Origin of the sequence: Mesorhizobium sp. M0778 (assembly GCF_040320105.1) — a bacterium.
Taxonomy (GTDB): domain Bacteria; phylum Pseudomonadota; class Alphaproteobacteria; order Rhizobiales; family Rhizobiaceae; genus Mesorhizobium.
Map to the genome: position 1 here is coordinate 135,896 of NZ_JAMYPA010000006.1, position 25,879 is coordinate 161,774.

General features: G+C 62.0%; 27 protein-coding genes and 3 tRNA genes. 18 read left to right on the forward strand and 12 right to left on the reverse strand.

What is annotated here, in order from left to right; genetic code table 11:
* Positions 1-76: 76 nt before the first annotated feature.
* The 4 genes from NKI22_RS10955 to NKI22_RS10970 all read left to right on the forward strand — a co-directional run bounded on the left by NKI22_RS10955 (position 77) and on the right by NKI22_RS10970 (position 3,496).
* Complete coding sequence (locus NKI22_RS10955; protein ID WP_051409608.1) at positions 77-1,285, forward strand: glycosyltransferase family 87 protein; 1,209 nt, start codon at positions 77-79, stop codon at positions 1,283-1,285.
* Positions 1,286-1,373: 88 nt separating this feature from the next.
* Positions 1,374-2,261 carry a DMT family transporter gene (locus NKI22_RS10960; RefSeq protein ID WP_023717516.1) on the forward strand — a complete coding sequence of 296 codons (888 nt, stop codon included), beginning with the start codon at positions 1,374-1,376 and terminating at the stop codon, positions 2,259-2,261.
* 19 nt (positions 2,262-2,280) lie between these two features.
* Positions 2,281-2,730, forward strand: coding sequence for a GFA family protein (locus NKI22_RS10965; RefSeq protein WP_023717515.1), 450 nt, complete (start codon positions 2,281-2,283; stop codon positions 2,728-2,730).
* A 142-nt stretch (positions 2,731-2,872) separates the two neighbouring features.
* On the forward strand, positions 2,873-3,496 hold the full coding sequence (locus tag NKI22_RS10970) for a peptidoglycan recognition protein family protein (RefSeq protein WP_023717514.1): 624 nt from the start codon (positions 2,873-2,875) through the stop codon (positions 3,494-3,496).
* A 45-nt stretch (positions 3,497-3,541) separates the two neighbouring features.
* Here the strand turns inward: NKI22_RS10970 and NKI22_RS10975 are convergent, their stop codons facing one another.
* Positions 3,542-3,799: a GlsB/YeaQ/YmgE family stress response membrane protein gene (locus NKI22_RS10975; RefSeq protein ID WP_023717513.1), complete on the reverse strand. Its 258-nt coding sequence runs from the start codon at positions 3,797-3,799 to the stop codon at positions 3,542-3,544.
* A gap of 159 nt (positions 3,800-3,958) precedes the next feature.
* Here NKI22_RS10975 and NKI22_RS10980 point away from each other — a divergent pair, with 159 nt between their 5' ends.
* Entirely contained in the window at positions 3,959-4,426 is a 468-nt protein-coding gene (locus NKI22_RS10980; protein ID WP_023717512.1) for a YidB family protein, read from the forward strand.
* 178 nt (positions 4,427-4,604) lie between these two features.
* On the opposite strand, the gene NKI22_RS10985 is transcribed toward NKI22_RS10980, so the two are convergent.
* Positions 4,605-4,678, reverse strand: a tRNA-Gly gene (locus NKI22_RS10985).
* 67 nt (positions 4,679-4,745) lie between these two features.
* A tRNA-Tyr gene (locus NKI22_RS10990) sits at positions 4,746-4,830 on the reverse strand.
* Between the two features lie 201 nt (positions 4,831-5,031).
* Between NKI22_RS10990 and NKI22_RS10995 the strand changes: the two genes are divergently transcribed.
* The gene (locus NKI22_RS10995; RefSeq protein WP_023717511.1) at positions 5,032-5,880 is read left to right on the forward strand and encodes a TrmH family RNA methyltransferase; all 849 of its coding nucleotides are present in this window, start codon (positions 5,032-5,034) and stop codon (positions 5,878-5,880) included.
* Positions 5,881-5,966: 86 nt separating this feature from the next.
* Here the strand turns inward: NKI22_RS10995 and NKI22_RS11000 are convergent, their stop codons facing one another.
* The 3 genes from NKI22_RS11000 to gcl form a co-directional block, all read right to left on the reverse strand.
* Positions 5,967-6,854 carry a 2-hydroxy-3-oxopropionate reductase gene (locus NKI22_RS11000; RefSeq protein ID WP_352484573.1) on the reverse strand — a complete coding sequence of 296 codons (888 nt, stop codon included), beginning with the start codon at positions 6,852-6,854 and terminating at the stop codon, positions 5,967-5,969.
* Between the two features lie 226 nt (positions 6,855-7,080).
* Positions 7,081-7,878 (reverse strand): hydroxypyruvate isomerase, encoded by a 798-nt coding sequence (gene hyi / locus NKI22_RS11005; RefSeq protein WP_352484572.1) that lies wholly within the window; start codon positions 7,876-7,878, stop codon positions 7,081-7,083.
* 23 nt (positions 7,879-7,901) lie between these two features.
* Complete coding sequence (gene gcl / locus NKI22_RS11010) at positions 7,902-9,683, reverse strand: glyoxylate carboligase (protein ID WP_352496178.1); 1,782 nt, start codon at positions 9,681-9,683, stop codon at positions 7,902-7,904.
* Positions 9,684-9,885: 202 nt separating this feature from the next.
* Here gcl and bhcR point away from each other — a divergent pair, with 202 nt between their 5' ends.
* Positions 9,886-10,743: an HTH-type transcriptional regulator BhcR gene (gene bhcR, locus NKI22_RS11015; protein ID WP_352484570.1), complete on the forward strand. Its 858-nt coding sequence runs from the start codon at positions 9,886-9,888 to the stop codon at positions 10,741-10,743.
* 40 nt (positions 10,744-10,783) lie between these two features.
* Here bhcR and NKI22_RS11020 read toward each other — a convergent pair whose 3' ends face one another.
* The 3 genes from NKI22_RS11020 to NKI22_RS11030 all read right to left on the reverse strand — a co-directional run bounded on the left by NKI22_RS11020 (position 10,784) and on the right by NKI22_RS11030 (position 12,286).
* On the reverse strand, positions 10,784-11,140 hold the full coding sequence (locus NKI22_RS11020; RefSeq protein ID WP_023717507.1) for a hypothetical protein: 357 nt from the start codon (positions 11,138-11,140) through the stop codon (positions 10,784-10,786).
* Between the two features lie 492 nt (positions 11,141-11,632).
* Positions 11,633-12,100 (reverse strand): BA14K family protein, encoded by a 468-nt coding sequence (locus NKI22_RS11025; protein ID WP_352643580.1) that lies wholly within the window; start codon positions 12,098-12,100, stop codon positions 11,633-11,635.
* An 18-nt stretch (positions 12,101-12,118) separates the two neighbouring features.
* Positions 12,119-12,286, reverse strand: coding sequence for a hypothetical protein (locus NKI22_RS11030; protein WP_023717505.1), 168 nt, complete (start codon positions 12,284-12,286; stop codon positions 12,119-12,121).
* 156 nt (positions 12,287-12,442) lie between these two features.
* On the opposite strand from NKI22_RS11030, the gene NKI22_RS11035 reads away from it, so the two are divergent.
* The 4 genes from NKI22_RS11035 to NKI22_RS11050 all read left to right on the forward strand — a co-directional run bounded on the left by NKI22_RS11035 (position 12,443) and on the right by NKI22_RS11050 (position 14,135).
* Positions 12,443-12,518, forward strand: a tRNA-Thr gene (locus NKI22_RS11035).
* A gap of 152 nt (positions 12,519-12,670) precedes the next feature.
* On the forward strand, positions 12,671-12,910 hold the full coding sequence (locus NKI22_RS11040; protein ID WP_031193539.1) for a hypothetical protein: 240 nt from the start codon (positions 12,671-12,673) through the stop codon (positions 12,908-12,910).
* 274 nt (positions 12,911-13,184) lie between these two features.
* Positions 13,185-13,382 carry a hypothetical protein gene (locus tag NKI22_RS11045; RefSeq protein ID WP_352496180.1) on the forward strand — a complete coding sequence of 66 codons (198 nt, stop codon included), beginning with the start codon at positions 13,185-13,187 and terminating at the stop codon, positions 13,380-13,382.
* 114 nt (positions 13,383-13,496) lie between these two features.
* Complete coding sequence (locus NKI22_RS11050; RefSeq protein WP_352643523.1) at positions 13,497-14,135, forward strand: cupin domain-containing protein; 639 nt, start codon at positions 13,497-13,499, stop codon at positions 14,133-14,135.
* 6 nt (positions 14,136-14,141) lie between these two features.
* Here NKI22_RS11050 and NKI22_RS11055 read toward each other — a convergent pair whose 3' ends face one another.
* Complete coding sequence (locus NKI22_RS11055) at positions 14,142-14,756, reverse strand: TetR/AcrR family transcriptional regulator (RefSeq protein WP_352643520.1); 615 nt, start codon at positions 14,754-14,756, stop codon at positions 14,142-14,144.
* 92 nt (positions 14,757-14,848) lie between these two features.
* Here NKI22_RS11055 and NKI22_RS11060 point away from each other — a divergent pair, with 92 nt between their 5' ends.
* From NKI22_RS11060 to NKI22_RS11090, 7 genes are all read left to right on the forward strand, one after another.
* Positions 14,849-15,955: a polyamine ABC transporter substrate-binding protein gene (locus NKI22_RS11060; protein WP_352643518.1), complete on the forward strand. Its 1,107-nt coding sequence runs from the start codon at positions 14,849-14,851 to the stop codon at positions 15,953-15,955.
* 13 nt (positions 15,956-15,968) lie between these two features.
* Positions 15,969-16,811, forward strand: a complete 843-nt coding sequence (locus NKI22_RS11065) for an ABC transporter permease (protein WP_502897692.1) — start codon at positions 15,969-15,971, stop codon at positions 16,809-16,811.
* Positions 16,812-16,813: 2 nt separating this feature from the next.
* Positions 16,814-17,596: an ABC transporter permease gene (locus NKI22_RS11070; protein ID WP_023717499.1), complete on the forward strand. Its 783-nt coding sequence runs from the start codon at positions 16,814-16,816 to the stop codon at positions 17,594-17,596.
* Complete coding sequence (locus NKI22_RS11075) at positions 17,593-18,657, forward strand: ABC transporter ATP-binding protein (RefSeq protein WP_352643516.1); 1,065 nt, start codon at positions 17,593-17,595, stop codon at positions 18,655-18,657. Before NKI22_RS11070 ends, NKI22_RS11075 begins: the two co-directional genes overlap by 4 nt.
* Positions 18,658-18,659: 2 nt before the next feature.
* Positions 18,660-19,418: an MBL fold metallo-hydrolase gene (locus tag NKI22_RS11080; RefSeq protein ID WP_352643514.1), complete on the forward strand. Its 759-nt coding sequence runs from the start codon at positions 18,660-18,662 to the stop codon at positions 19,416-19,418.
* 448 nt (positions 19,419-19,866) lie between these two features.
* A complete protein-coding gene (locus tag NKI22_RS11085) occupies positions 19,867-20,640 on the forward strand; it encodes an NAD kinase (protein ID WP_352958424.1) in 774 nt (257 codons plus the stop codon).
* 190 nt (positions 20,641-20,830) lie between these two features.
* A complete protein-coding gene (locus tag NKI22_RS11090) occupies positions 20,831-22,426 on the forward strand; it encodes a DEAD/DEAH box helicase (RefSeq protein ID WP_031193535.1) in 1,596 nt (531 codons plus the stop codon).
* Positions 22,427-22,506: 80 nt separating this feature from the next.
* Here the strand turns inward: NKI22_RS11090 and NKI22_RS11095 are convergent, their stop codons facing one another.
* Together NKI22_RS11095 and NKI22_RS11100 are read right to left on the reverse strand one after the other, a co-directional pair.
* Complete coding sequence (locus NKI22_RS11095; protein WP_352958426.1) at positions 22,507-24,519, reverse strand: BTAD domain-containing putative transcriptional regulator; 2,013 nt, start codon at positions 24,517-24,519, stop codon at positions 22,507-22,509.
* A gap of 444 nt (positions 24,520-24,963) precedes the next feature.
* Positions 24,964-25,857: a LysR family transcriptional regulator gene (locus tag NKI22_RS11100; RefSeq protein ID WP_352717370.1), complete on the reverse strand. Its 894-nt coding sequence runs from the start codon at positions 25,855-25,857 to the stop codon at positions 24,964-24,966.
* Positions 25,858-25,879 lie beyond the last annotated feature (22 nt).

Sequence of the window (25,879 nt, forward strand, 5' to 3'; positions counted from 1 at the left end):
ACCCTTAATGACACTCCCTTAATGAGACTGGCTTAATGACACTGGAGCAGAATGGCGCCTGGGCACTTGCGGGTAAATGAGCATCATGCGGATTGCCACCATCGCGACAGGGCAGAACCTGCAACGTCTGATCTATCTGGCCATATGCGGCTTGATCTGCACTTACATCGGCGTGCTTGGCATTTCGATATTGATCGGCAGCTGGCTGTTCGACGAAAACGGGCGGCCGCTGGCGACCGACTTCATCGCATTCTGGGGGGCTGGCAAGCTTGTCCTGCAAGGCCATGCCGCCGATGCCTATAATTGGGACCTGCACAAGAGCATCGCGACCGCTGAAAGCGGTGCTACCTTCGACGGCTATTTTTCATGGCAGTATCCTCCGACTTTCCTGATCGTGACCGCCGCACTGGCGTTGCTATCCTATCCGGCTGCATTGGTTGCATGGATGGCGACCGGGATAACGCTCTACGCCGCCGCCATACGGCTGATCGGGAACACGCGCGTTGCGATTCTGGCAGCCATGGCCTGGCCCCCCGTGCTTTGGAATACCGTGGTCGGCCAAAACGGCTTCATTACCGCTGCGTTGCTTGGCGCAGCCATCGCCTCGATCGAAAAACGCCCCGCGCTGGCCGGCCTCTGCTTCGGCCTGCTCACCTATAAGCCGCAATTCGGTCTGATGATCCCGCTTGCGCTCATCGCCGGAGGCTTTTGGCGAGTGATCGGTTGGGCCGCTGTTTCCACCACCGTCATGATCATGCTTTCCATCGGCCTCTTCGGCGCCGAGATTTGGTCCGATTTCTTCGATGCCGCCGCCAAGGTCAACGGCACCATTCTCGTCGATGGTAGGGCTGACTTCTCCAAGCTTCAAAGCCTCTACGGTTTTGTCCGCGCGCTTGGGTGGAATTGGACGCTCGCATGGACCGCGCAGGGCCTGCTCATCGCAGTTCTGAGCGCCGGCATTGTCTGGATATGGCGTCAAAAAGTGGCGTTCGACGTCAAGGCAGCAGCGCTCGCAACCGTGACGATTCTCGCTTCGCCTTACGCGTTCATCTATGATTTCGTGGCTCTTGCCATCCCGCTGGCGTTTCTAGGAAAATCAGGATTTTCGGCGAAAGAAAGCGCTGTCGTGATCGCTGCCGGAATTCTGCTCGTCTCGGGCCCCTCGGACCACCTGGCCACCGCCTTTCTCTCGGCGCTGCTTGTGTCAGGCCTGGTGGTCGGCCGCGCATGGCAGGCTTTTCCGACACGCTTGGCTTCGCGGGCTGGAGCGCTCAACGTGAATTGAAGCCATAATCCGTTCGCTTGCCGCTGGAAATCCGTTCGCTTGCCGCTGGCCCATTGCCGCTGCTGCGCCGGTCTGATTTCGTCGGCCCATGCATTTCATCCCGACTGCCATCCGAGGCCCGCTGTTCATGGTCGTTTCGACCGGGTCCTACATCGTGAACGACACGATGATGAAGCTCGCAACCGCGGGACTGCCGCCCTATGAGGTGCTGTTCCTGCGCGGCGCTGCGGCAACATTGTGGGGCATTCCGCTGCTGTTCATGCTGGGCTATGGCAAGCAGATCCCGCTGATCCTCGACGCGAAGGTGTTGCGCAGGAACCTGCTCGAACTGGGTGCTATCCTTTGCTACGTGGTGGCGCTCGCCAACATGCAGATCGCCGATTCGACCGCGCTTGGGCAGATCACACCCTTGCTGATGCTGGTCGGCTCCTCGATCCTGTTTGGCGAACGGATCGGCGGGGTGCGGCTGGCGCTGATCGGCCTTGGCTTTATCGGCGCGGTGATGGTGGCACAACCGACGATGCAGGGGATTTCGGTCTACGCCCTGCTGGCGCTGGGCAATGCCGCTCTGTCCGCGGCACGCGATCTGGCGGGACGCAAGGTCGCCGCCGAGGTGCCGGGGATGGTTGTTGCCATTTCCGCGGTGGTCGTGGTGCTCGCCGGCGCTGGCGTCGCGCATCTGCTTTCCGAGCAGTGGGTCGTGCCTGAAACCCATCACCTGCTGCTGATGGCGGGGGCCGGACTGTTCCTGATCTTCGGCCACTTCTTCATCTTCATGGCCTATCGCGTCGGGCCGACCAGCGTGGTGGCGCCGTTCTACTATTGCTTCACCGTCTGGGCGGTGATTTCGGGCCTGGTGGTATTCCGGCAACTCCCGAATGCGCTGGCCATCTGCGGTATCCTGCTGGTGGTGGCCAGCGGGTTGACAATCGTCTCGCTCGACGAGCGCAAGCGCCGGTTGACTGTCGTCGCCTAGAGCGGAAGTGGAGAAGCGCATGGCAAGCCCGGAAAGCAACCAGAATGCAAGCAACCGCACGCTCACCGGAAAGTGCCTGTGCGGCGCCGTTCAGTATGCGGTGGCGGACGCGTTCATCTATGCCGCGAACTGCCACTGCTCGAACTGCCGGCGCACCACCGGTTCGGCGTTCAAGCCATTCGCCGGCATCGAACGCGACAGGCTGAGCCTGACCAGGGGCGAGGACAATCTCATGATCTTCGGCGACGAAACCGGCCATAACGCGCACTGCAAGACTTGCGGCTCGTTGCTCTATTCGGTGGTCCGCGGCGGTGCCTTCGTGCATGTCGCCATGGGAACCCTGGTCGACGAGCCGACCATCCGCCCGACGCAGCACATCTTTGTCGGCTCCAAGGCGAAGTGGTTCACGATCACCGACGACCTGCCGCAATATGAAGAACACGTGGTCGCTGGAGATGCCGACGAATAGCTGACCGTTAGAAAACGCTCAACCAAATTATCGTTTCGTTTTCCCGTCCGTCGCCAAAGAAACTATACTGTGCTCCGTCACCGAACCTATGTCGCGGGGATTTTCTGTGGCATTACCGCCCGAGTGGTTGCCCAATGTTGCGATGAGGCGCGTCATTTGCCATTGGACGGCGGGCTCGCATTCGGCCGGCGATACCGAGAAGGATGCATATCACATACTGGTCGAGGGGAATGGCCGTCTGGTCAGGGGCCGGCCTTCGATCGCGCTCAATTCCGGCCGGGTAAAACCGGGATATGCCGCGCACACGCTCAACTGCAACGGCGGCTCGATCGGGGTTTCGCTCTGTTGCATGGCCGGGGCGGAGGAAAGGCCGTTCGATGCCGGCCGCTATCCGATGACCAGGGCGCAGTGGGACGCGATGACCGCGGTTGTCGCCGAACTCTGCAAATATTACCGCATCAAGGTCACGCCCAAAACGGTGCTCTCGCACGCCGAGGTCGAAAGCAATCTCGGCATCGAGCAACGCGGAAAATGGGATTTCACCCGGCTGCCTTTCGATCCGACGATCAGCGGCGCAAGCGGCTGCGGCGAGCGGCTGCGCCGCGACGTGACGGCGGCAATGAGCTCGATGCCAAATCTGCCGGTGAGGATTGGGCGGGATGCCGTATGGCAGCGATTGCTGGAGGAACTATGGCCGATCATGGTGAGAGGGCTGGAAGCCGGCCTCAACACGCTGATCCGCGAAATCCTCAGAAGGATCAGATAGGCGGTCGGCATTCACCCGAATGCCGACGCAACTGCCGGACGGCTTCTATAGAGCCCTCTTGCCGCTGAACTGATGATAGGCCCAGAGGACAACCACGGCACCGACCACGGCTACGATCAGGCTATAGATGTTGAGCCCGGTAACGCCCGACGCGCCAAACGCGCTGAAGATGAGCCCTCCGACGATGGCCCCGACAATCCCGAGCACGATGTCGAGCACAAGGCCTTGCCCGCTTTTATTGACGATCTTGCTGCCTATGAAGCCGGCGATGACGCCGAGAATAATCCAGCTTAATATTGACATTTTTCCTCTCCGTTCCCCGCGCTCGATTACTTCCACATTATTAAGCAAAGCTCAAGCCAACTTGAAAATCATGATTACGGAAAGCTCAAACCGGCTTGAAATTCGCCATGGATGCGTCATTGTCGGAGACGGACGGGCAATTTGACATGGAGATCCACAATGGGACTGTTTGACAATGCCGTTCCCGGCGGCAACGTCGCCAAGCCGCTGATGATCGCGCTCGGCGCACTTTTGGTGGGAAAAATGCTGAGCGGTGGAAGTTCCGCCCAGCCGGAGGCAACGCAAAGCCCTGCCCCCGTCCCGCCTGATACAACAGCATCTGCCGATGGCGGCCTGCTCGGCGGTCTGGGCGGCCTGCTCGACAAACTGAAGGACGCCGGCCACGGCAACGTCGCCAATTCGTGGGTCGGTACCGGTCAGAACCAGCCGATCAACCCCAGCGATCTGGGCAGCGCTCTCGGGCCACAAATCATTCAGGAGATCGCGCAAAGGACGGGGCTGAACCAGCAGGACCTGCTCAAGCAACTGTCCGCAGCCTTGCCAGGGCTTGTCGACCAGCTGACGCCGAACGGGCAAGTGCCGCAGCAGAACCAGCTCGCGTCCATATTCAGCAAATTCGCGAGTTAAGGCATGTCGCCCAACACCCCCTGCGGTTTGGTACAACGACATGCATAAAACAACGGATTGAGGTCGTTGCGCGTCCGTCTGGACGCGCAACCAACACTTTGAATTATCGGCAAAGCGCTTCACTTGGCGGTGCCTGCTTCGGGATCGTGCGCGAGGGACGCCGCGGCTGCGGGAAATCTGGAGCGGGTAGCGGGAATCGAACCCGCATATTCAGCTTGGAAGGCTGCTGCTCTACCACTGAGCTATACCCGCGCCTTTCAGTCAAGCATCGGATACGCTCCGACGCTCGCTCTGCGTTTCAGGGCTTCCGGGCCGGCAGTGGTGGAGAGGGTTGGATTTGAACCAACGTAGGCATAGCCAACGGATTTACAGTCCGTCCCCTTTAACCACTCGGGCACCTCTCCAGTCTGCCGCCGGAGCCATGCAACGAGGCATCGACGCGTCGCGGCCGCCAAAGCAGCCCTTCCGCGAAGCGCCTTATGGCGGCAGCGCCCAAAACTGTCAACCACAACAGCCCGGCAAAAAGCGTTGAATTTCGCACCTCGCCTGACAAGCACCTTGTGCAGCTGTATCCATCGCCGGACGACACGGCTATAGAGGCCGCCATGAGCAACGATAACAAATCGAAGACCCCGAAAGATACCCACTACGCCAAGCTGCGCCGCGCGCATCGCGACGAGAAGAGCGGCGGCGCGCCGGCGTTCAGGCCACGCCAGCCGGTGCCGCCCGGCGAGAACGCGGCGGACGGGCTGGTGCGGCTTTACGGGCTGCACACGGTGCGGGCCGCACTCGACAATCCGCGCCGCAAGATCAAGAAAATGCTGGTGACGCGCAACGCTGCCGAGCGGCTGGCAATCGCCGATCTCGGCGCTTTGCCCTTCAAGGCGGAGTTGGTCGAACCCAGGGACATCGACAAGGTCACCGGCTCGGATGCCGTGCACCAGGGCGTGCTGATCGAGGCCGAGCCGCTGAAACCGAAACGCCTCGATGCGCTCGGCGACACCAGGTTGGTGCTGGTGCTCGACCAGATCACCGATCCGCACAATGTCGGCGCGATCCTGCGCTCGGCGGTGGCCTTCGGTGCCGGCGCACTGATCACCACGGCGCGCCACAGCCCGCAGGAATCCGGCGTGCTGGCGAAGTCGGCCTCCGGCGCGCTCGAGCATATCGACCAGATCGAGGTAAAGAACCTCGCCGATGCGCTCGGCCAGCTGCACGATGCCGGATTCCAGACCATCGGTCTCGATTCGGATGGACCGGCGGAGCTTGAAAAGAGTTTTTCGGGCGACAGAATAGCGCTGGTGCTCGGCGCCGAAGGCAAGGGCCTGCGCCAGAAGACGCGCGAGACGGTGACGACGCTGGCCCGGCTCGACATGCCCGGCGCCATCCGCTCGCTCAACGTGTCGAATGCGGCGGCGGTGGCGCTTTATGCGGCGAGGAAGTTTCTAGGTTAGGGAATAGGGGAATAAGGGAGTAGGGGAAAGCATATTCACGGTATTCGCTAACTGCACGTCTCTACTCCCTTATTCTCTCCTATTCCCTACTTCCCTACTTCACATCCCGCCATCCGCTCCAGCGCTCGAACAAGCGCCGAGTGATCCTCCTTGGCCCCGCCATTAGCGGCGCAGGAATTGAACAATTGCTGCGTCGTTGAGGTGTTGGGCAGCGCCACGCCGAGGGCTTTCGCGCCTTCCAGCGCGAGATTGAGATCCTTCTGGTGGAGTTCGATGCGGAAGCCGGGTGCGAAGGTGCGCTTGATCATGCGCTCGCCGTGCACTTCCAGGATGCGCGAGGCGGCCAGCCCGCCCATCAGCGCTTGCCTGACCTTGGCCGGGTCGGCGCCGGCTTTTGAAGCAAAGACAAGCGCTTCGGCGACGGCCTCGATGGTCAGCGCGACGACGATCTGATTGGCGACCTTGGTGGTCTGGCCGACGCCGTTGGGCCCGACCAAAGTGATGTTCTTGCCCATCCTCTCGAAGATGGGCCTGGCGCGTTCGAAGGCTGTTTCCTCGCCGCCGACCATGATGGTCAGCGATGCCGCTTTGGCGCCGACCTCGCCGCCCGACACCGGCGCATCGAGATAGTCGCAGCCGAGATCGTTGACCTTTCTTGCAAAGGCCTTGGTCTCGATCGGCGAGATCGAGCTCATGTCGATGACCAGCTTGCCTCTTTTCAGGCCGGATGCGACGCCGTTTTGGCCGAACAGCACGTCGGCGACCTGCGGTGTGTCGGGAACCATGGTGATGACAATGTCGGCGGCACGGGCGACAGCGTCATGGCCGGTGATGGTCTTTAATCCCCTGGTGACCAGATCCGCCGGCGGTTTCGAGCGGTGGTCGCTGGCGACGAGGTGATAGCCAGCATTGAGCAGATGCCCCGCCATCGGCGCGCCCATAATGCCGAGTCCGATGAAGCCGATGGTTTCCATGTCTTTCTCCGTTTCTTGTTAAGGCGGCGTTCCTGCGCGCCCCCCTCTGGCCTGCCGGCCATCTCCCCACGAGTGGGGAGATCGGCAGTTCGCGCTCCGGCCGTTAAACTTTCCCGACCTCGAAAATTGGCGAAAGCGGCGGTGACATCCAATCTCCCTCCTTGTGGGGGAGATGGCCGGCAGGCCAGAGGGGGCGCGCAGGAACGCGACGTGCGATACGTAGCGTCTATGCCGCCGCACTCCCCTGCCCGGCCCCGTCCCGAAACCACCCGAGCCCGGCTTCCGTTCCGCCCTTCGGCTTGTACTCCGCCCCGACCCAGCCGGGGTACCCGATCCTGTCGATGTGCTTGTATAAAAAAGGAAAATTGATCTCGCCCGTCCCCGGCTCATGACGGCCAGGATTGTCCGCAAGCTGGATATGCGCGATGCGGTTGAGGTTTGCCTCGATGGTACGGGCGAGATCCCCCTCCATGATCTGCATGTGATAGATGTCGTATTGCAGGAACAGGTTCTTCGAGCCGACGCGGTCGATCAGCGCCAGCGCCTGGTCCGAGTAATTCAGGAAGAAGCCCGGGATATCGCGGGTGTTGATCGGCTCGATCAGCAGCCGGATGCCGGCCTGCTCCAGCTTTTCCGCCGCGAAAGCCAGATTTTCGGCGAAGACGTCTTCCAGCACGGAGCGATCGACGCCCTGCGGCGCGATGCCGGCGAGGCAATTGACCTGCTCGCAACCCAGCGCGTGCGCGTAGGTGACGACCTTGGCAATGCCTTGCCGGAACTCCGGGATGCGGTCCGGCAGGATCGCGATGCCGCGCTCGCCCTTGGCCCAGTCACCGGCAGGCAGGTTGAACAGGACCTGCGTCAACCCGTTCTGCTTCAACCTTGCCGCAACGACATCCGGCGCATGGTCATAGGGACCGATATACTCGACACCCCTAAAGCCCGCTCGGGCGGCGGCATCGAAGCGGTCGAGGAAGTCGTGCTCGCCAAAGAGCATCGAAAGATTGGCTGAAAACCGTGGCATGGCAGTAATTCCTCATAAAACAGCTAGTCGAGCATGACGATCGCCGTCGGCGCGTCTTCGTGATGCTCGGCAAGCTCCTCGAACTCGGTGATCTTGTCGATTTCGGTGCCCATCGAAACGTTGGTGACGCGCTCGAGGATGAATTCGAGCACAACCGGAACCTGGTGCTCGTTCATCAGGCGCTGCGCCTCCTCGAAGGCACCGGCGAATTCCTCCGGCTTGCGCACCCTGACGGCCTTGCAGCCCATCGCCTCGGCGACAGCGACGTGGTCGACGCCGTAGCCAGCTTCGGCATCGCCCTGTCGATTGACGTTCTCGAAGGCCAGGCTGACTTCGAAATCCATCGAAAACCCGCGCTGCGCCTGGCGGATCAGGCCGAGATAGGCATTGTTCACGACGACATGGATGTAGGGCAGTCTGTGCTGCGCGCCGGCTGCCAGTTCCTCGATCATGAACTGGAAATCATAATCGCCGGAAAGTGCGACAATGGTACGGTCCGGATCGGCGGCGCGAACGCCGAGCGCCGCCGGCAATGTCCAGCCGAGCGGCCCGGCCTGGCCGCAATTGATCCAGTTGCGCGGCTTGTAGACATGCAGGAACTGCGCCCCGGCGATCTGCGACAGGCCGATCGTGGTGACGTAGGTGGTGTCGCGGCCGAACGCCTTGTTCATCTCCTCGTAGATGCGCTGCGGCTTCAGCGGCACCTGGTCGAAATGCGTCTTGCGCTTCATCGTCTTCTTGCGCTGCCGGCATTCGCCGGCCCAGCCCGACCAGTCGCGCAATTTCCCGGCCGTCCTCCATTCGGTGGCGACGTCGAGCAGCATTTTAAGCGCCGCACCGGCGTCCGAGACGACGCCAAGGTCCGGCGCGAAGACGCGGCCGATCTGCGTCGGTTCGATATCGACGTGGATGAATTTCTTGCCCTTGGTGTAGACGTCGACCGAACCGGTGTGGCGGTTGGCCCAGCGGTTGCCGATGCCTAATACGAAATCGGCTTCGAGCATCGTCGCATTGCCGTAGCGGTGCGAGGTCTGCAGCCCGCACATGCCAGCCATCAGGCGGTGGTCGTCGGGGATCGCGCCCCAGCCCATCAGCGTCGGAATGACAGGCACGCCGGTGACTTCGGCGAATTCGATCAACAGGTCCGACGCATCGGCGTTGATGATGCCGCCACCGGCGACGATCAGCGGCTTGTCGGCCGCATTGAGCATTTTCAGGGCCTTCTCCGCCTGAGCGCGCGACATTGCCGGCTTGAACGGCACCAGCGGCTCATAAGCATCGATGTCGAACTCGATCTCAGCCAGTTGCACATCGACCGGCAGATCAACGAGAACCGGCCCCGGCCGCGACGAGCGCATCAGATGGAACGCCTTCTGCAACGCCATCGGCACCAGATAGGGTTCCATGACGGTAACAGCCCATTTGGCGACGGGCGCGGCGATGGCGGCGATGTCGACAGCCTGGAAATCCTCTTTGTTGAGGCGAGCCCGCGGCGCCTGCCCGGTGATGCAGAGGATCGGGATGGAATCGGCAGCGGCCGAATAGAGGCCGGTGATCATGTCGGTGCCGGCGGGACCCGAAGTGCCGATGCACAGACCGATATTGCCCGATCTGGCGCGGGTAAATCCTTCGGCCATATGCGAAGCCGCCTCGACGTGCCGCGCAAGGATGTGGCGGATACTGCCCCTCGCCTTCAGCGCCGAATAAAGCGGGTTGATCGCAGCACCCGGCACGCCGAAGGCACAGGAAATGCCTTCTTTTTCGAGGACGAGAACCGCTGCGTCGACTGCGCGCATCTTGGCCATGTCAGCCTCCACGGAATTGTTGATGGCCGATGATGCCAGTGCGCCGACTATTTTTCAATTTTTTCAGAATATTTTTTCATTTCTAGAGAGCGGCTCTTGTGAATTGAATTGATTGGCCTTTCTGTTTTCCATGAATTCGCTTCGCAAATCGATGAAAAACTTTTTCATTGCTTGCTTGGGCGAACAGGGGAAGAATGGACCCATGGAAACCACCGAAAAACGCCAGCGCGGCCGGCCGCGCGCCTTCAACGGACCGTCCGAGGCCGCTTCGGTGCAGTCGCTGGACCGGGCGCTTCGCATCCTGGCAATCGTGGCCGACGGCAGTGGCCTGTCGCTGAGCGAGATCGCCGCCAGCTCCAGTCTGCCGGCATCCACCGCCTACCGCATGCTGACGACGCTGGAGAACCATGGCATGGTCGAGTTCGACGGCACCGACCAGCTGTGGTCGATCGGCGTCGAGACCTATCGCATGGGCGCGGCGTTCCTGCGCCGCCGCAAGCTGGTCGATCGCGCCCGCATCGTCATGCAGGAATTGATGGAGAAGACCGGCGAGACCGCCAATCTCGGTGTCGCCGAGGACGATTGCGTCGTCTTCGTCAGCCAGGTCGAGACGCACCAGGCGATCCGCGCCTTCTTCCGGCCGGGCACGCGCAGTTCTTTCCACGCCTCGGGCATCGGCAAGGCGGTGCTGGCGCATCTCGAGCCGGAGCGCGTCGCCACTATCCTGCGCCGGGCCGGGCTGGAGCGCTTCACTGAAAACACGCTGTCCGACATCTCGGCTCTCGCCCGCGACCTGGTGACGATCAAGCTGCGCGGCTGGTCAGTAGACGACGAGGAGCGGCATCCGGGCATGCGCTGCGTTGCCGCCGCCATCTTCAACGAGTTCGGCGAGCCGATTGGCGGCGTTTCAGTCTCCGGGCCGACGGTGCGGGTCACGCCGGAACGGCTGGCCGAGATCGGCCCGTTGGTGCGCGATGCAGCTGCGGAGGTGACGAGGATGATCGGCGGCCTGCCGACACCTCCCGGCCTTGGCAGCGAACCGAGCGCATGGCAGCGCTGACCAGCGCCGAATGGTGCGACATCTGCCAGGATGGCCAGAGCTAGGCCCCGGGCACCGCGCTCTTGGTCGATAGGTCGTAGAAATCAAGCAGCATCGCCAGCCCAACTCCGCAGGCGGTGAAGATGAGGCCGGCAATGAAGATGCGATTGGCGCGTTCATAAACGCGCCGTTGTAGACACGTTATGTCGAGCAGCAACCGCAGCGCTCGTATCTGCAGGGCAATGCCGATCAAAATCGGCACGACGGCGGCCAGGTGATAGATTTCCCATGGTATCGGGTTGGCGGCCCAATGCGTGATGAAGCCCAGCGAGAACGCCAGCAGGATGCCGACGGTGGTGATTGTGCCGTTGCGGAAAATCGTCTCGATCGGCTCTTCGTTCGGATCGTGCTCGCCCAAGCGCCCTCTCCCTGTTTCGGCTCGGCAGTAGATTGCTGTTCGGCTTGTAGATTAGGCTGCTGGGAAACCCCTGTACATCGGCAAGAGCCGAACGGCGGGATAAGGCAGTTTTCAGTGTTGGCGATTGGCGAAAGCCGTGCGGCAATCCAATCTCCCCCCTTGCGGGGGAGATGTCCGGCAGGACAGAGGGGGGTGCGAAGGATCGCAAATTTTCGATTTAGCCCATTCCGAACGTCTTGAGGGGGAGGCTCCGATTGCCTGGCAAGTAGTGCGGGGCAGCACCCCCCTCTGCCCTGCCGGGCATCTCCCCCGCAAGGGGGGAGATTGGCAGTTTCGTCGACGGCGCCCAATTCAAAAATGATGAGCTATGCCGACATTGGCAGTCGACCATTCGAATAGGAACTCAGACATACAGAAAAAGGGGCGGTGGGATGCCCCTTCTTCCGGTTGCCTGAAACGGTCACCTCCTCTCAAAACGGGCGGTAGTGGCTCTCAAAGGTGGCAGCGATGGCGATAACCGTCGTACCCGACATAGGTGTCCGAGTACGGGTCGTAGCTCTGGTAGCGATTGAGGCAGCGCCGGACATGCCAGGAGCCGCCGTCTTCCTCGATATAGACGGTGCGCGGCTGGGCGAGCGCGCTGCCGAGCAGGAAGCCGCCGACACCTGCAGCAATGCCGATGCCGGGTGCTTGTTGTAGTGCTTGTGATGGGCGGCCGAAGGCTGAACCGTACCAACCAGCATGGCGGCGGCGACGGTGGTGGCGACGAGGCCGGAAACGATGGTGCGTTTGAACATGACGATCTCCTTGTTGTGAGAGGCGACCCACCGCCTCTTGACCGTCAGTCGTCGCAACAAGGAAAAAGGTTCGAAGATCTTTTTGGATTTTTTCTCGAAGGGAGAAATCGCCCGGCCTGATGCGTCGGCCGCGACCACGAACAGTCGCCGGTCGACAGTTCACCGGAACAATCGGCAGACCTCAGCCCATGCCGGTGATATGGCGAAGCCAGAAGGCGAGCGCGATGAAGCCGATGATGGTGGTGACGCCGGTCCAGTCGATATTGGCGCGCTTCAGATCCCTGACGAGCTTCACCAGGAGAACCCAGGCCACGACGACGAGCGGGAGAATGATGACAAACCTGATCATGCGACAGCCTCGCTGATGCGATTGCACCTTCGGTCAATATAGGAAGCGAATTGGCCGTTTTCAGGACGCCCTGGCGGCAGAACCGGCGCGGTCGCGGCAGCCGAAAACGGAGTTTTGTCTTTACTGGCGCAGCAAATATGCTAACCCGAGCGCCGTGCCCTTGTAGCTCAGCTGGTAGAGCAGCGGTTTTGTAAACCGAAGGTCGGCGGTTCGATTCCGTCCGGGGGCACCAGTGCGGGCTTCTTGAGACCTCGGGGGCGCTTGATATCTGCTCGTCCCCGATATCCACAGGCCGGGGCCGTCAGATCGGTAGCACATCAGCTTCAACGCATATATTCCCTAGCGGAAACCATAGTTCCCTAGCGGAAAACCTAGGAGTCTTCGTTGGAGCAGAAACGCACGACCGCCCCCTTCATCAACGGTATGTTTGGCGGCCTTATCGTCTTCGCCTTCGCGCTTGGTTTCCGTTTCCTGATAAGTCCCGATCCCGATCCAGCATCAAGAGCAACGACAAGCCTTTCCGTACTGGCCTTTGCGATTTGTTTCGGCGCGGCTTTCCTCCGCGAGCATCGACGCCAGATTGCCGCCGCCAGAGAATATCTAAGCCGCCCAAGATCGTATTAGGGCGTAAGTGTCGGGACCGTCCTCGTCGGGTCACCAGAAACTTCCGTGAAATCGCTGGCAAAATCTATCGCCAGACAACGAGTTAGCATCTCGTATCTGGAGACGCTGAGCTCGGGCGTGTCGCCGCCGTTGCAGAGCCGTCGTTTCGGCCCGCTCTCCCGGCCTCGGCCATCTCGTACCATTCGATTAAATTGCCCCTGTGTATATTAGCACTCGCTCAATTAAGCGCGCCGACAATGTCGGTGCGGCGGGCCAAAAACCAAAGGGTGTTGTCATGCGAAGCGATTTCGCCGCGGCGCGCGAGCTTTTGGAGTGCGCACAAAACCGCCTCTGCGGCGCGGATGAAACGAGCCGACGCGTCAACGAGGCCCTCGACGCGCTGATTGAAGAAATAGCCATCGCGGAATTCCGCAAGGCGCCACTGACGGTCGTGCCGTTTCCGCGAGCGCGGCCACCTAAGCATATTCGGTAGAGCGTCGTGCCTGTGTTAACGAGGCCGGCGCTCGCGATCGCCTGTAACCGTTGAAGCACCAGGCCTTCAACGTATAGTTGGCGGCACTGATGCTATGAAACCACGAGCTGATCCATGTCACGCTGTGGAGATGTCTACGAGAACAAGGTGACCGGCGAATATGCCGTCATCCTGCGTGGCACAGAAGACCGCGGCCAGGGACCTGGCATCGCCCATCTGACCGCTCGGCCGGGGGCCGCAGTGGTGGGCGAGCACTTCCACCCGAACCTGACGGAACGGTTTACCGTCCTCGGCGGCCGGCTCGACGCTTGCATCGCCGGAAAGACTTTGTCTCTGGGGCCTGGCCAATCCGCCGCGATCGAAGCAGGCGTCGCACATGATTGGTGGAACAGCAGCAAAACCGAAGAAGCGCATGTCCTGGTCGAAGTCGACCGGGCACCAGGTGCGGATGATATCGACCCGAACCGTTTCGAGCTGCTGATTGGCATGCTCTTCGGCCTGGCCAATGCCGGCAAGGTGGACAAAAAAGGCAGGCCTTCGCCGCTTCAGGCGGTGGTCATCGCCAGGGAATTTGCCGACGTTATCGTCTTCACGCACCCGCCACCTGCGATTCAGCGAGTGGCGCTGGGGATCCTGGCGCCACTCGGCCATCTGCTCGGCTATCGCGCGATCGACCCCGGCTATTGCAAGCCGCACGGGCACGTCACGCCGGCGCCCGAAGCCCTCGCTCGGGCAGGTCTTTCGGCTGGGTGACTGCAGTCAAACCCCAATCGCCGCCACCAATATCCTATTCTGCCGCCGTATCGCAGTGCGCAGTTCGGCCATCCTCGCCTCCTCGCGCTTCACGAACTCGATGAACATCATGTTCATGTTGTTGAACACCAGTTCGCCGAGCGCCGTCCCGTCGATGTCGCGGCGCACCAGGCCGAGCGCCTGCAGGCGGGCGATCAGCGCACGGATCTGCTCGGTCAGTGCCCGGTCGAGCGCGGTATAGGCCTGGCCGAACGGGCTGTCGGGCAGTTGCGTCGAGATCGCCATCGCCTGTCGCCACATCTCCTTGCTGAGATAATGCAGCGAATGCTCGATATAGATGCCGAGCAGTGTGTCCAGCGCGTCGCCGACATTGGCCGGCGGGTTGGCCACCACGCCGCGCCCGGCATTGAGCACTTCGTTGACCTCCATCGAAACGATGGCGCCGAGGATGTCGCCCTTGTTCTGGTAATAATTGTAGATCGTGCCGACCGAGACTTCAGCCTGCGCGGCAATCGTCTCGATCTTGGCGCCTTCATAACCGGCATCGCGGAAAAGCGCCGCCGCCGCCTCGATGATGCGGCGGTGCCGATCCGCCTTCTGCCTTGCCCGCAATCCGCTCATAGCGGCTGTTTGCCACAAAAACAGAATTGACTCAATTTTAGAATTGGTTCAATTTTTTGCCACAAGCCAAAAAAGGCAAGGGAGAACACTCGATGTCCATCAATCCAAAGACCCCCAATCCAACTACCAGGAATACGATTTCGGTTCTGAAGAGCCATCTCCACAGCGCATGTGCCGCGGCGGCACTGCTGCTGGCGACGGGCAGCCTCGCTCAGGCGCAGGACCTCAACGCGCTGATCTGGTGCGATCACGCCGATCCGGCGCTGTTGCAGCCTTTCGAGGAGGCCAACGGCGTCAGGGTCAATGTCAAGGAGTTCGAAGGCACCGGCGCTGGCCTGGCGATCGTCGAACAATCGCAGCCCGGCGATTGGGACGTGATGGTGATCGACAGCATCGACATACCGCGCGGCGTCGAAAAAGGCCTGTTCGAGCCACTGCCGGAAGACAAGCTGCCGCTGGCCGACCTGTTTCCGCAGGTGAAGATGGATAGCTCCACCGTGGTCGACGGCAAGCGCTACGGCATCACCGAAAAGTTCGGGTACAACACGATCGGCTACAACAAGACCAAAGTCGACCCGGCCGACATGCAGTCGATGGCGGCGCTGACCGGCGATAAATACAAAGGCAAGATCGCCATCTACGACTATTACCTGCCGGTCATCGGCATGGCCGCCCTGGCGATCGGCAAGAAGACGGCGGAACTGACCGAAGCCGACCTTCCCGCCATCAAGGAACAGCTGCTCAAAATGAAGGCCAATGCCAAGCTGGTCGGCGAAGTGACCGCCAGCCAGACAGCGCTGGCGACCGGCGAGGTCGACATACTGGTCGGAGGTGGCGAATGGGTGACGGCGGGGCTGGCCAAGGAAAACCCGGCGCTCGACTTCTCGATCCCGAAGGAAGGCGCCGTGCTGTGGTCGCAGTCGCTGGCAATGTTCAAGGATTCCAAGAACAAGAACCTGGCACTTAAATTCATCCAGTACATTATGAGCCCCGAAGGCCAGGCGCGGCTCGCCACCTCGTCCTGCTATTGGGGCATGCCGGCCAACACCAAAGCGGCGCTGAGCGACGAGCAGAAGAAGATCCTGCGCTTCGACGAGCAGCCGGAATTCCTCGCCCGCGCGCAATCCTATCCGGCGCCGAATGCCGATCTCGACAAGAAAATGCAGGACGTCTGGACCGAAATGCTGCAGGCGCAATGACCGGCTGCCGGTCGTGAACTCCGCCAACAGCGGGCGTGCCCTACCCTGGGCGCTGGTCACGCCGGCGCTCGGCTGGACGCTGCTGTTCTTCGTGCTGCCCTTCGTCGCTATGGCGGTATCCAGCCTGACGGCGCATGAAGGCGGCGGCTTCACGCTGTCCAACTACAGCCAGTTCTTTGCCAATCCGTCCTACTGGCAGGCGATGGTGAATTCGCTGCAGGTCACGGCCATCGTCACCGTGATCTCGGTGCTGCTTGCCTATCCCTTCGCCTGGATCCTGGCCGAGCAGGTGCCGGAGCGCTGGCAGCGGCTGGCGTTAATGCTGGCGGTGCTGCCGTTCTGGACCTCCTATGTCGTGCGCTCCTATTCGTGGCTGCTGGTGCTGGCGCAGAACGGCGTCGTCAACCATGCGTTGACCGGCTCCGGCCTGTTCAGCGAACCGCTGCAGCTCGCCAATACGCGGCTAGCGACCGTCACCGGCTTCGTGCATTTCTTCGTCATGCTGTTGACGCTGACGATCTTCGCCAATCTGAAGCAGCTCAGCCCCAGCTACCGCAAGGCCGCAGCCGACCTCGGCGCCGGGCCGATCCGGACATTCCTGCATGTCGTTCTGCCGCTGACGCTGCCTGGCATCATGGTCGGCGCCTTCCTCACCTTTGTGCTGTGCATCGGCGACTACATCACACCGCAGATCCTCGGCGGCAACAATGAGCTGTTGATGCCGCAGCTGGTCATGATGCAGATCGGCCGGCGCGGCGACTTTCCGCTCGCCTCGGCGCTGTCGATCATCCTGATGGCGGTCGTCACCGTTGCCTATCTCGCCTGCGCCCGCTGGCTGAAGATCGAGCGGGCTTGACCATGCGCGCTCTCATCCGCCTCGTCTCCGGCCTTTACGCCATCGCCATCTACGGCTTCATCTTCCTGCCGGTGGTTGTGCTGATACTGTTTTCGCTGCAGGCGACGTCGTTTCCGATCCCGCCCTTCACCGGGCCGTCGCTGCGCTGGTACGAGGCCGTGCTCGCCGATACGCGGCTCACCTCGGCGCTGGTCAACTCGCTGCTGGTTGCCGTCCTCTCTTCGGCTGTCGCCGTCACGCTCGGCTTTCTCTCGGCCTGGGGTTTTGCACGCTTCGCCTTGCCGGGCTCGGGCCTGATGCGTGGACTGATCACGCTGCCACTGACCGTCAGCTATCTCATCATCGGCATGGGGCTGCTGGTGCTGTTCAACTGGGCCGGCGTGCCGAAGTCGCTTCTTGCCGCCGGCATCGGCCATGTCGTGATCAACCTGCCGCTGTGCTTTGCCATCGTCTACAGTCAGATGGGCGACCACCAGATCAATATCGAGCGCGCCGCGCGCGACCTCGGCGCGCCCGAATGGAAGGTGCTGCTGCTGATCACCGTGCCTGTGATGGCGCCGGCGATCTTCGCCGGTTTCTTCCTGTCGATGACCTTCTCCTGGGACGAATTCGTCATCTCGTTCCTGTTGACGCGCTTCGACACGACGCTGCCTGTCGAGATCTGGAACCTGCTGCGCTCCGGTCTCAATCCCAAGACCAACGCCGTCGGCTCGCTGGTCTTCGCCGTCTCCATCGTGTTGGTGGTATTGTTCGAGCTGATGCTGTTGCGGAGGAAGCCGGCATGACGGCGCCACTGGTCGATATAAGCTCTGTCTCGCATCGCTTCGGCCAGCACATTGTGCTGAAGAACGTCTCGCTGACGATCGAGCCGGGCAGCTACACGATCCTGCTTGGGCCGTCCGGCTCCGGCAAGACGACGCTTTTGTCCATTCTCGGCGGCTTCGTCATGCCGAGCGAAGGCAAGGTGCTGATCCGCGGCGAGGACTGCACCGCAGTACCACCGGCGAAGCGGCCGACGACGACCGTGTTCCAGGACTATGCGCTGTTCCCACATATGAGCGTCGGCAGCAATGTCGGCTTCGGGCTGCGCATGCAGGGTGTCAATGGCGCAACCCGGGCAGCAAGGGCGCACGAGGCGCTGGCGCTGGTTGGCCTCGCCACCGCCTTCGACAAGAAGCCGCACCAGCTTTCCGGCGGGCAGCGGCAGCGCGTGGCACTGGCGCGCGCCCTGGTGGTCGAGCCGGCGGTGCTCCTGCTCGACGAGCCGCTCGGTGCGCTCGACCTCAAATTGCGCCGGCAGATGCAGGACGAGTTGAAGGCGATCCAGAAGCGTGTCGGCACCGCCTTCATCCACGTCACCCACGACCAGGAAGAGGCGATGGCGCTGGCCGACCATTGCGTGGTGATGAATGACGGGCGCATCGAGGATGAAGGACCGCCCGAGCGCGTCTATGCACGGCCGGCGACGCGCTTTTCCGCGACCTTCATGGGCGAAAGCACGCTGATTTCCGGAACAGTGACCGAGGCGAAGAGCGGCAAAATCACCGTCACCACGAAGCTTGGGTCGCTCTCGCTGGCTGGCACATTGCCGGCCGGCTCGACGGTTGCGCTGGCCGTCCGGCCTGAGCATCTTGTCCTCGGCGCTGCCAGCGGCCCTGTAGCGCTTGGCATGGCCAAGGTCAGCGACGTCGTCTTCCAGGGTAGCTTCAAGCGCGTGCTGGGAACCTCCACGACCGACCCGGCGCTGCACTTCATCGCCAAGGTCCCCTCCGCATCGACCGTCCAGCCGGGCGACGTTGTCGCCGTATCGTGCGATGCTGGCGACGTCATCCTGCTTGCGGACTGAACATGAGCACGCTTCCAATCATCGACGCCGGCCACTGGTACGAAAGCATCCGCATGGGCGATGGCGTGACGCTGATCCACGAGCCGTGGATCAAGCCGTTCTTCCGCTGCAACATCTGGCATGTGCGCGGCCGCGACCGCGACCTGCTGTTCGACACCGGCCTCGGCCATTTCAGCCTGCGCCGCCACGTGCCGCTGGTCACGGAACGCAAGCTCACCTGCGTGGCCAGCCACACGCATTTCGACCATATCGGCTGCCATCACGAATTTCCCGACCGCTGCGTGCACTCGGCCGAGGCCGGGATCCTCGCCGACCCACGCAATGAATGGACGGTTGCCGACCGCTATGCCACCGAGGAGATGTTCGACGGCATGCCGCAAGGCTGGGATACGAAGCGCTACCGGATCCTGCCCGCACCAGCCGGCCGGTTGCTCGAACAAGGCGACATCGTCGATCTTGGCGACCGTACCTTCGAGGTCATCCACACGCCCGGCCATTCACCCGGCGGCATTGCGCTCTACGAAAACAGGACGGGCATCCTGTTTTCCGGCGACATCATCTATGACGGCCCGCTGATCGACGATGTCTATCACTCCGATATCGACGACTATGTCGAAACGCTGCTGCGCATGCGCGGTCTCGATGTCTCGGTCGTGCATGGCGGGCATTTCCCGAGCTTCGGCAAAGTCCGCTATCGCCAGCTTGTCGACGAGTATCTCGCGCAAAAGCGCCAGGCCGGCTGCCATCTGCTCGCCCGATAAGGACTACGCTATAGCGTCAAAGCGCCCTTTGCGGGCAGGGTGTGCCCGCCGCGTCGCCGCAGCGTGAGGCCGTGGGCTCGGGTCTAAAACTCTTTTCCTCCGACTGGCGCACCAGTTCCGCGAAAGCCAGGGCAAAACTTGCCAGCATCAGGAAGACGATAATCAAGCGTGCCAGCGGCAATAGATCGGCCTCGACTGGTTAGCCCCACGCCGCCCATCCACTGCCGGCTAACATGATCGATCCGGCTTTACGAGAGTTTAAGGCAGGTCTTAACCATCACATCATTTTGTCCCCCGACATGATGCGCGAGTGCGCCCTGTTTGGCCGCCATCTCAAGACACCTCCCTCCCTTTGCAGAAATGCCCGCCCATGCTAACCCGGCGCTGGCGCGACCCCGCAACCGGTCGCCACCAATCGGTCGTTGCCAATCGGTTGTCGTTGAGAGCCATGAGCAAAACCGCCAGCCGTTTCGCCTTCGTCTCATCCGGTACAGCCGACGCCAATGCAGCGCTGGAAAGCCTTTCGGCACGCTACGGCCAGGCATCCGTCGAGGATGCCGGGATCGTCGTGGCGCTCGGTGGCGACGGCTTTCTGCTACAGACCCTGCGCGAGACGATGAGCACTGGAAAGAAGGTCTACGGCATGAACCGTGGCACCATCGGTTTCCTGATGAACGAATACCGCGCCAGCGGCTTGACCGGGCGCATCGCAGCTGCGGTCGCCGAAACGATCCGTCCGCTGGAGATGCAGGCGGTGACGGCGGAGGGTGAGACGATTTCGGCGCTGGCGATCAACGAGGTCGCGCTCTGGCGCCAGTCCTACCAGACCGCCAAGATCCGCATCACCGTGGATGGGCAAGAGCGGCTGGAGGAATTGCACTGCGACGGCGTTATGATTGCGACGCCGGCCGGCTCGACCGCGTATAATCTGTCGGCGCACGGGCCGATCCTGCCGCTCGACGCTCCGCTGCTGGCGCTGACCCCGGTCAGCCCGTTTCGTCCGCGCCGCTGGCGCGGCGCGCTGCTGTCCAACAAGGCGATCGGGCGTTTCGACATTCTGGAGCCGGAAAAGCGGCCGGTGAATGCCGCCGCCGACCACACCGAGGTCAAGGCGGTGACGACGGTCACGGTGAGGGAATCGCCGACGGCGACGGCGACGCTGCTGTTCGATCCCAACCATTCGTGGAACGAGCGCATTCTCGCCGAACAGTTCCGCTACTGAGCCGGCGCAGCAGCCACTGCGCAAATTAAGCATCGCGATTAAGGTTACGACTTCACAATCGCGCCAATGCCGCCCGTTTGTGTTGACAAATCGTAGGCTTGCGCCTACCTGCAATACCAATCTTGCAGGCGCGCGGCGCTTGCCGCGACTGCTTATGTTGCGCCCCCGAACCAGCCAAAGACAGCCAAACTTGTCCTCAGACACCCAGATCGCTCAAGAAGCGTTGACCTTCGCAGACCTCGGCCTGTCGCCGAAGGTCCTTTCCGCAGTTACCGATGCCGGCTACACCGAGCCGACGCCGATCCAGGCTGGTGCTATCCCGCACGCCTTGCTCGGCAAGGACGTGCTGGGCATTGCCCAGACCGGCACCGGCAAGACGGCGTCCTTCGTCCTGCCGATGCTCACCCGGCTGGAAAAGGGCCGCGCCCGCGCCCGCATGCCGCGTACGCTGATCCTCGAGCCGACGCGCGAGCTTGCCGCACAGGTCGAGGAAAACTTCGTCAAATACGGCAAGAACCACAAGCTCAACATCGCGCTGCTGATCGGCGGCGTGTCCTTCGACGAGCAGGACAAGAAGCTCGAGCGCGGCGCCGACGTGCTGATCGCGACTCCCGGCCGCCTGCTCGACCATCGCGAGCGCGGCAAGCTCCTGCTCAATGGCGTCGAGATCCTCGTCATCGACGAGGCCGACCGCATGCTCGACATGGGCTTCATCCCCGACATCGAGCGCATCTGCGAGATGATCCCGTTCACCAGGCAGACGCTGTTCTTCTCAGCGACGATGCCGCCGGAGATCACCAAGCTCACCGAGAAGTTCCTGCACGCGCCGGTGCGCGTCGAAGTGTCGAAGGCTGCATCGGCCGCCACCAACATCATCCAGCGGCTGGTGAAATCCGGGCCAAAGCCTTGGGACAAGCGCGAGACGCTGCGCAATCTGATGAAGGCCGAGGATGCCGAGCTGAAGAACGCCATCATCTTCTGCAACCGCAAGGTCGAGGTGTCGGAGCTGTTCCGCTCGCTGCTGAAATATGATTTCGACGCCGGCGCCCTGCACGGCGACATGGACCAGCGCGCGCGCATGCAGATGCTGGCCAATTTCCGTGACGGCAAGCTGCGCTATCTCGTTGCTTCGGACGTCGCGGCGCGCGGCCTCGACATTCCCGACGTCAGCCATGTCTTCAACTACGACGTGCCGATCCACGCCGAGGATTATGTCCACCGCATCGGCCGTACCGGCCGCGCCGGACGCTCCGGCAAATCCTTCACCATCGCGACCAAATCGGACACCAAATACATCGACGCCATCGAACGGCTGATCGGCACCAAGATCGAGTGGCATGACGGCGACCTGTCGACGGTCGTCGTTAGCGAAGGCGGCGAGGATGAGGCCCCCCGCCGTGGCCGTGGTGCGCCACGCCGCGCCGGGCGCAAGGACGACGCCAAGGACAGGGGCGAGCGCAAGCCGCGTGAACGCCACGCCAAACGTGGCGAGGAAACGGCGCCGGAAGCGGTGAGCGAGGAACAGCCGGTCGTGGCCGAAGCCGCGGTCGCCGACATCGGCGAGCGGCGTACCCGCAAAGAGGCGATCCGCTCGGAAAACAGCGAGCGCCAAGCTTCACCTGAACGGAAGGCTTCGCCCGATCGCAGCGAGCGGCGCGCGCCGGAACGCGGCGATACCAGGCCACAGCGCGAGCGCCCTGCCCGTCAGCGCCAGGAAGACAATGACGCGACCGTGGGCTTCGGCGACGACATGCCGGCCTTCATGCGGATCGTCGCCAAGGTCTGATACCACAGCGCTCGCGCGTCCCGCCGACGCGCGAAGCACGAAGCTGGCATAAGACGGCCTCGCCTCACGCTGAGATGGCGTTAGTCCGGCAGGCCCGCCTTGCGAAGGCCTTCGATGTACCTGCTGCGATCGTCCGGTCGATAAAACGGCGGCAGCACCTCGGCAAGATTCGAAAGCCGCAGCGAGGGATCGAGCTCGCAGACCCGGGCCATCATCTGCTGCGCTTCCGACAGGCGCCCCGCAAGGGCATGACTCGCCGCCACTACACGCATCGCGCTCACGTAGTTCGGTTGGTATCGCAGCGACTTTCCCGCCCAAGTGGCGGCGTCATCGTAGTGGCCGGCACAAAAATGAGCGAGCCCGGTGTTGAATTGCCAAGCGAACAGGCGTGGATCCAATGGGCTTAGGCGCATGGCAAGCGCGGCGTGCTCGACGGCCTTGCCTGGCTCGCCAAAGCAAGCCCTGACCCAGCTGCTTAGGCCCCACGCGGCCGCTAGATTCGGGTTGAGAACGAGCGCGCGATCGATGCAAGCCGCACTGTCGTCAAGGTCGCCACCTACGTAGCCGAGCACGTATCCACCGAAGGAAAGCGCAATCGCATCGTCCCTTCCGAGTTCGACCGCTCTCCTGGCCAGTCGAGTAGCCTCGGCATTCTCTTTCGCGCGGTCGACCATCCAGCCGTTGCTTTTTCGGGTAGCGTAGCACCGCGCCGCCCGCGCATAGGCTGCGGCAAACTCGGGGTCACCGTCGATCGCCTTCATGAAGAGGCGCAAGGCATCGTCAATGGCCGACCTACTAGTGATCGTCCGGTCAAAGGCCGCCAGCCCGCGGAGATAGTAGTCATAGGCGTCGAGGCTTTCAGTCGGTTTGCGTTTGGCACGCTCGATCTCAGCCTCCTCCATTTTCGGTGTGATTGCGCCGACAATGCTCGAGGCGACCTGGTCCTGCAGATCGAAGACTTCGGCGAGCGCTCCGTCAAAACGGTCGGCCCAGAGATAGGCCCCTGTCGAGGTGTCGATGAGCTGCCCGGCGATGCGCAGGCGGTCGCCAGCCCGGCGAACACTTCCCTCGACCACATAGCGCACGCCCAGCTCACGCCCGACCTGCTCTATGTCTACGGACCGTCCCCTGTAGGTGAAGCTCGAATTCCGTGCGACTACGAACAGGTGACGAAAGTGAGCCAAGGCCGTGACAATGTCTTCCACCATACCGTCGGCAAAATATTCCTGCTCCATATCACCGCTTAGATTCTGAAACGGCAGCACCGCTATCGATGGGTGGTCGTCGCGCCTCGTCGGGGCCGCCAGAACCTGCGCCAGTGATGCGACGCCGGAGCTTGGCTCCGGCCGCGGACGTTCAGGTCGTTCACGGGACTGCAGAGAAGCCGCCAGCGAGCTTGTCCGCTCCTCAGGCTCTGCATCCAGATGTTTTTTCAAAGCTGCCCGACACAGCTCGAACTGGCGTAAGGCGGCGTTTTCGTGACCTCGATGAGCGTGGATGCGGATCAGCGCCCGATGGGCCGCCTCCGCCGTCGGATCCGGGGCGAGCAATCTCTCCGCGAGCCGTTCGCAGGCCGTCTCTTCCGCTGAGCCGGGTGCGGGCAGCGCCAGGCTCAGCCGATCGACCAACTGCAGCGCTTTGCGCTGATACTTGCTCAGATAAGGTCTGAACCACTCGTCCAGTTCGTCAGGAATGGCTTGCCCGGCAAGCAGCTCACCGCGGTACAGATCGGCGGCGAAGGCGAGATCAGTGGTCCGGCCCTCCTCCAGCTTCCGGTCGAAGATCGAGATGTCCGCCTCATCCGGACCGGCAATAAGCGCGACGGTTTCCTGATCCCCATCGATGTAGACGGTGGCATCCGAGCTGGCGGGGAACGTGCGCCTGATGTCGACCAGCGCCTGACGCAAACTATTGCGGGCCTGCCCATTGCTTCGCCCCGGCCAAAAGGCTTCGGAAAGCTGCTCGCGACGATGGCCGCGGCGGCCTGCGAGAACCAGAGCAGCAAAAAGAAGCGAAGTCTTGCGTGTGGCGAACCGGACGGGCCGGCGCTCCGGGGAAGTAACCTCCAGGCCACCAAGCAACCGGATGCGCACAAATCGTCTCCAGACTTTGACCGCGGCGACAGAATAGCATCTCGGTGGATCGATTTAACACCGATTTAACGGCGGATCATCGGACTCCTCCCAATTGTTCACACACAGCCGAACAGCCCGAAAACACCTGCGTGGCACGCTCCCATCCGCAAACTCGAAATGGGAGACCAAAACAATGGCTCACACGGAAACTCGCGCCGCCCGCGGCATGTCCAAACGCTTGCTTGGGTCTGGGTTGAAAAGCGCAGCAATGATGATCGCTGCATTCACGAGATGGCGGCGGACCGCCGCAAGACGCAGGGCACTGGCAGATTTGACGATCGATCAGCTGAACGACATCGGTCATTTGGAGGTCCATCAACCAGCACCCGACGCCGTCAAGGCAGTTCTGATCACGAACTTGATATCGATGAGGTAAGATCGGCGCTCAGTTTGGTTTGGGCCCTAAAGGTTCCTGAGCTCCAGGCGAGATGCCAACAGGTCCAGAAAAGCGCGTACTTTGGCCGAGGACGACCTGCCTTCCGGCCACACGGCGTGTATCGGCACCGGCACCGGCTCGAATTCGGTCAGAACCAGTTCCAGGCGGCCATCGTCCACCAGGTGTTTTACCTGCCAAAGCGGGGAGTAGCCCAGACCCAAGCCGTGAACCGCGGCTGCATAGATCGATATCATCAAATTGGACCGGAAGGTGCCCGCGACCTTCACCGGCCGGGGCTTGCCTTCAATCTGAAACATCCATTCGCCCGGGCGGCCGTCAACAGTTCGTACGATGCATTCATGCTCACGCAATTCAAGCGGATGGGCCGGTCGGCCGCGTTGTCGAAAGTAGGCAGGTGCGCCGAACACGACGCGCCGCAACGCCCCCAGCCGCTTCGCCCGTAGACTGGAATCCGGCAAATCGCCGATCCGGACCGCCAGATCGAGACCCACGGCATCCAGATCGACAAATTCATCGGAAAGCTGGAGGTCAACCTCAACCTGGGGATATGTCCGCATATAGTCGGCGATGACCGGCATCAGGAAATCCGGGCCGAACAGAACCGGGGCACTCACACGCAGGATGCCGGACGGCTCGGATCGTCGGTTGGCCGCCTGAAGCCTGGCTTCGTTTATTTCCTCGATGGCGGGCTTGATGCGTTGGAAAAAGGCCGCACCGGCTTCGCTCGGCGTCGAGCGGCGCGTCGTCCTGTGCAGAAGCTCGACCCCGATGGATTCCTCCAATGTCGCCAAAGACCGACTGACCGACTGCAGTGAGCGGTTCAGCCGGCGTGCGGCAGCCGTCAGGCTGCCATGCTCGACAATGGCAATGAAGGCTTCGAAATCATCTATCCGGCTCATCGCGTATTTCTCCCGAAAATCG

What these genes read in the sequence shown, in the direction of transcription:
- NKI22_RS10955 (WP_051409608.1), top strand. Translation starts at nt 77, where the DNA reads ATGAGCATCATGCGGATTGCCACCATCGCGACAGGGCAGAACCTGCAA.
- NKI22_RS10960 (WP_023717516.1), top strand. Translation starts at nt 1,374, where the DNA reads ATGCATTTCATCCCGACTGCCATCCGAGGCCCGCTGTTCATGGTCGTT.
- NKI22_RS10965 (WP_023717515.1), top strand. Translation starts at nt 2,281, where the DNA reads ATGGCAAGCCCGGAAAGCAACCAGAATGCAAGCAACCGCACGCTCACC.
- NKI22_RS10970 (WP_023717514.1), top strand. Translation starts at nt 2,873, where the DNA reads ATGAGGCGCGTCATTTGCCATTGGACGGCGGGCTCGCATTCGGCCGGC.
- NKI22_RS10975 (WP_023717513.1), bottom strand. Translation starts at nt 3,799, where the DNA reads ATGTCAATATTAAGCTGGATTATTCTCGGCGTCATCGCCGGCTTCATA.
- NKI22_RS10980 (WP_023717512.1), top strand. Translation starts at nt 3,959, where the DNA reads ATGGGACTGTTTGACAATGCCGTTCCCGGCGGCAACGTCGCCAAGCCG.
- NKI22_RS10995 (WP_023717511.1), top strand. Translation starts at nt 5,032, where the DNA reads ATGAGCAACGATAACAAATCGAAGACCCCGAAAGATACCCACTACGCC.
- NKI22_RS11000 (WP_352484573.1), bottom strand. Translation starts at nt 6,854, where the DNA reads ATGGAAACCATCGGCTTCATCGGACTCGGCATTATGGGCGCGCCGATG.
- hyi (WP_352484572.1), bottom strand. Translation starts at nt 7,878, where the DNA reads ATGCCACGGTTTTCAGCCAATCTTTCGATGCTCTTTGGCGAGCACGAC.
- gcl (WP_352496178.1), bottom strand. Translation starts at nt 9,683, where the DNA reads ATGGCCAAGATGCGCGCAGTCGACGCAGCGGTTCTCGTCCTCGAAAAA.
- bhcR (WP_352484570.1), top strand. Translation starts at nt 9,886, where the DNA reads ATGGAAACCACCGAAAAACGCCAGCGCGGCCGGCCGCGCGCCTTCAAC.
- NKI22_RS11030 (WP_023717505.1), bottom strand. Translation starts at nt 12,286, where the DNA reads ATGATCAGGTTTGTCATCATTCTCCCGCTCGTCGTCGTGGCCTGGGTT.
- NKI22_RS11045 (WP_352496180.1), top strand. Translation starts at nt 13,185, where the DNA reads ATGCGAAGCGATTTCGCCGCGGCGCGCGAGCTTTTGGAGTGCGCACAA.
- NKI22_RS11050 (WP_352643523.1), top strand. Translation starts at nt 13,497, where the DNA reads ATGTCACGCTGTGGAGATGTCTACGAGAACAAGGTGACCGGCGAATAT.
- NKI22_RS11055 (WP_352643520.1), bottom strand. Translation starts at nt 14,756, where the DNA reads ATGAGCGGATTGCGGGCAAGGCAGAAGGCGGATCGGCACCGCCGCATC.
- NKI22_RS11060 (WP_352643518.1), top strand. Translation starts at nt 14,849, where the DNA reads ATGTCCATCAATCCAAAGACCCCCAATCCAACTACCAGGAATACGATT.
- NKI22_RS11070 (WP_023717499.1), top strand. Translation starts at nt 16,814, where the DNA reads ATGCGCGCTCTCATCCGCCTCGTCTCCGGCCTTTACGCCATCGCCATC.
- NKI22_RS11075 (WP_352643516.1), top strand. Translation starts at nt 17,593, where the DNA reads ATGACGGCGCCACTGGTCGATATAAGCTCTGTCTCGCATCGCTTCGGC.
- NKI22_RS11080 (WP_352643514.1), top strand. Translation starts at nt 18,660, where the DNA reads ATGAGCACGCTTCCAATCATCGACGCCGGCCACTGGTACGAAAGCATC.
- NKI22_RS11085 (WP_352958424.1), top strand. Translation starts at nt 19,867, where the DNA reads ATGAGCAAAACCGCCAGCCGTTTCGCCTTCGTCTCATCCGGTACAGCC.
- NKI22_RS11100 (WP_352717370.1), bottom strand. Translation starts at nt 25,857, where the DNA reads ATGAGCCGGATAGATGATTTCGAAGCCTTCATTGCCATTGTCGAGCAT.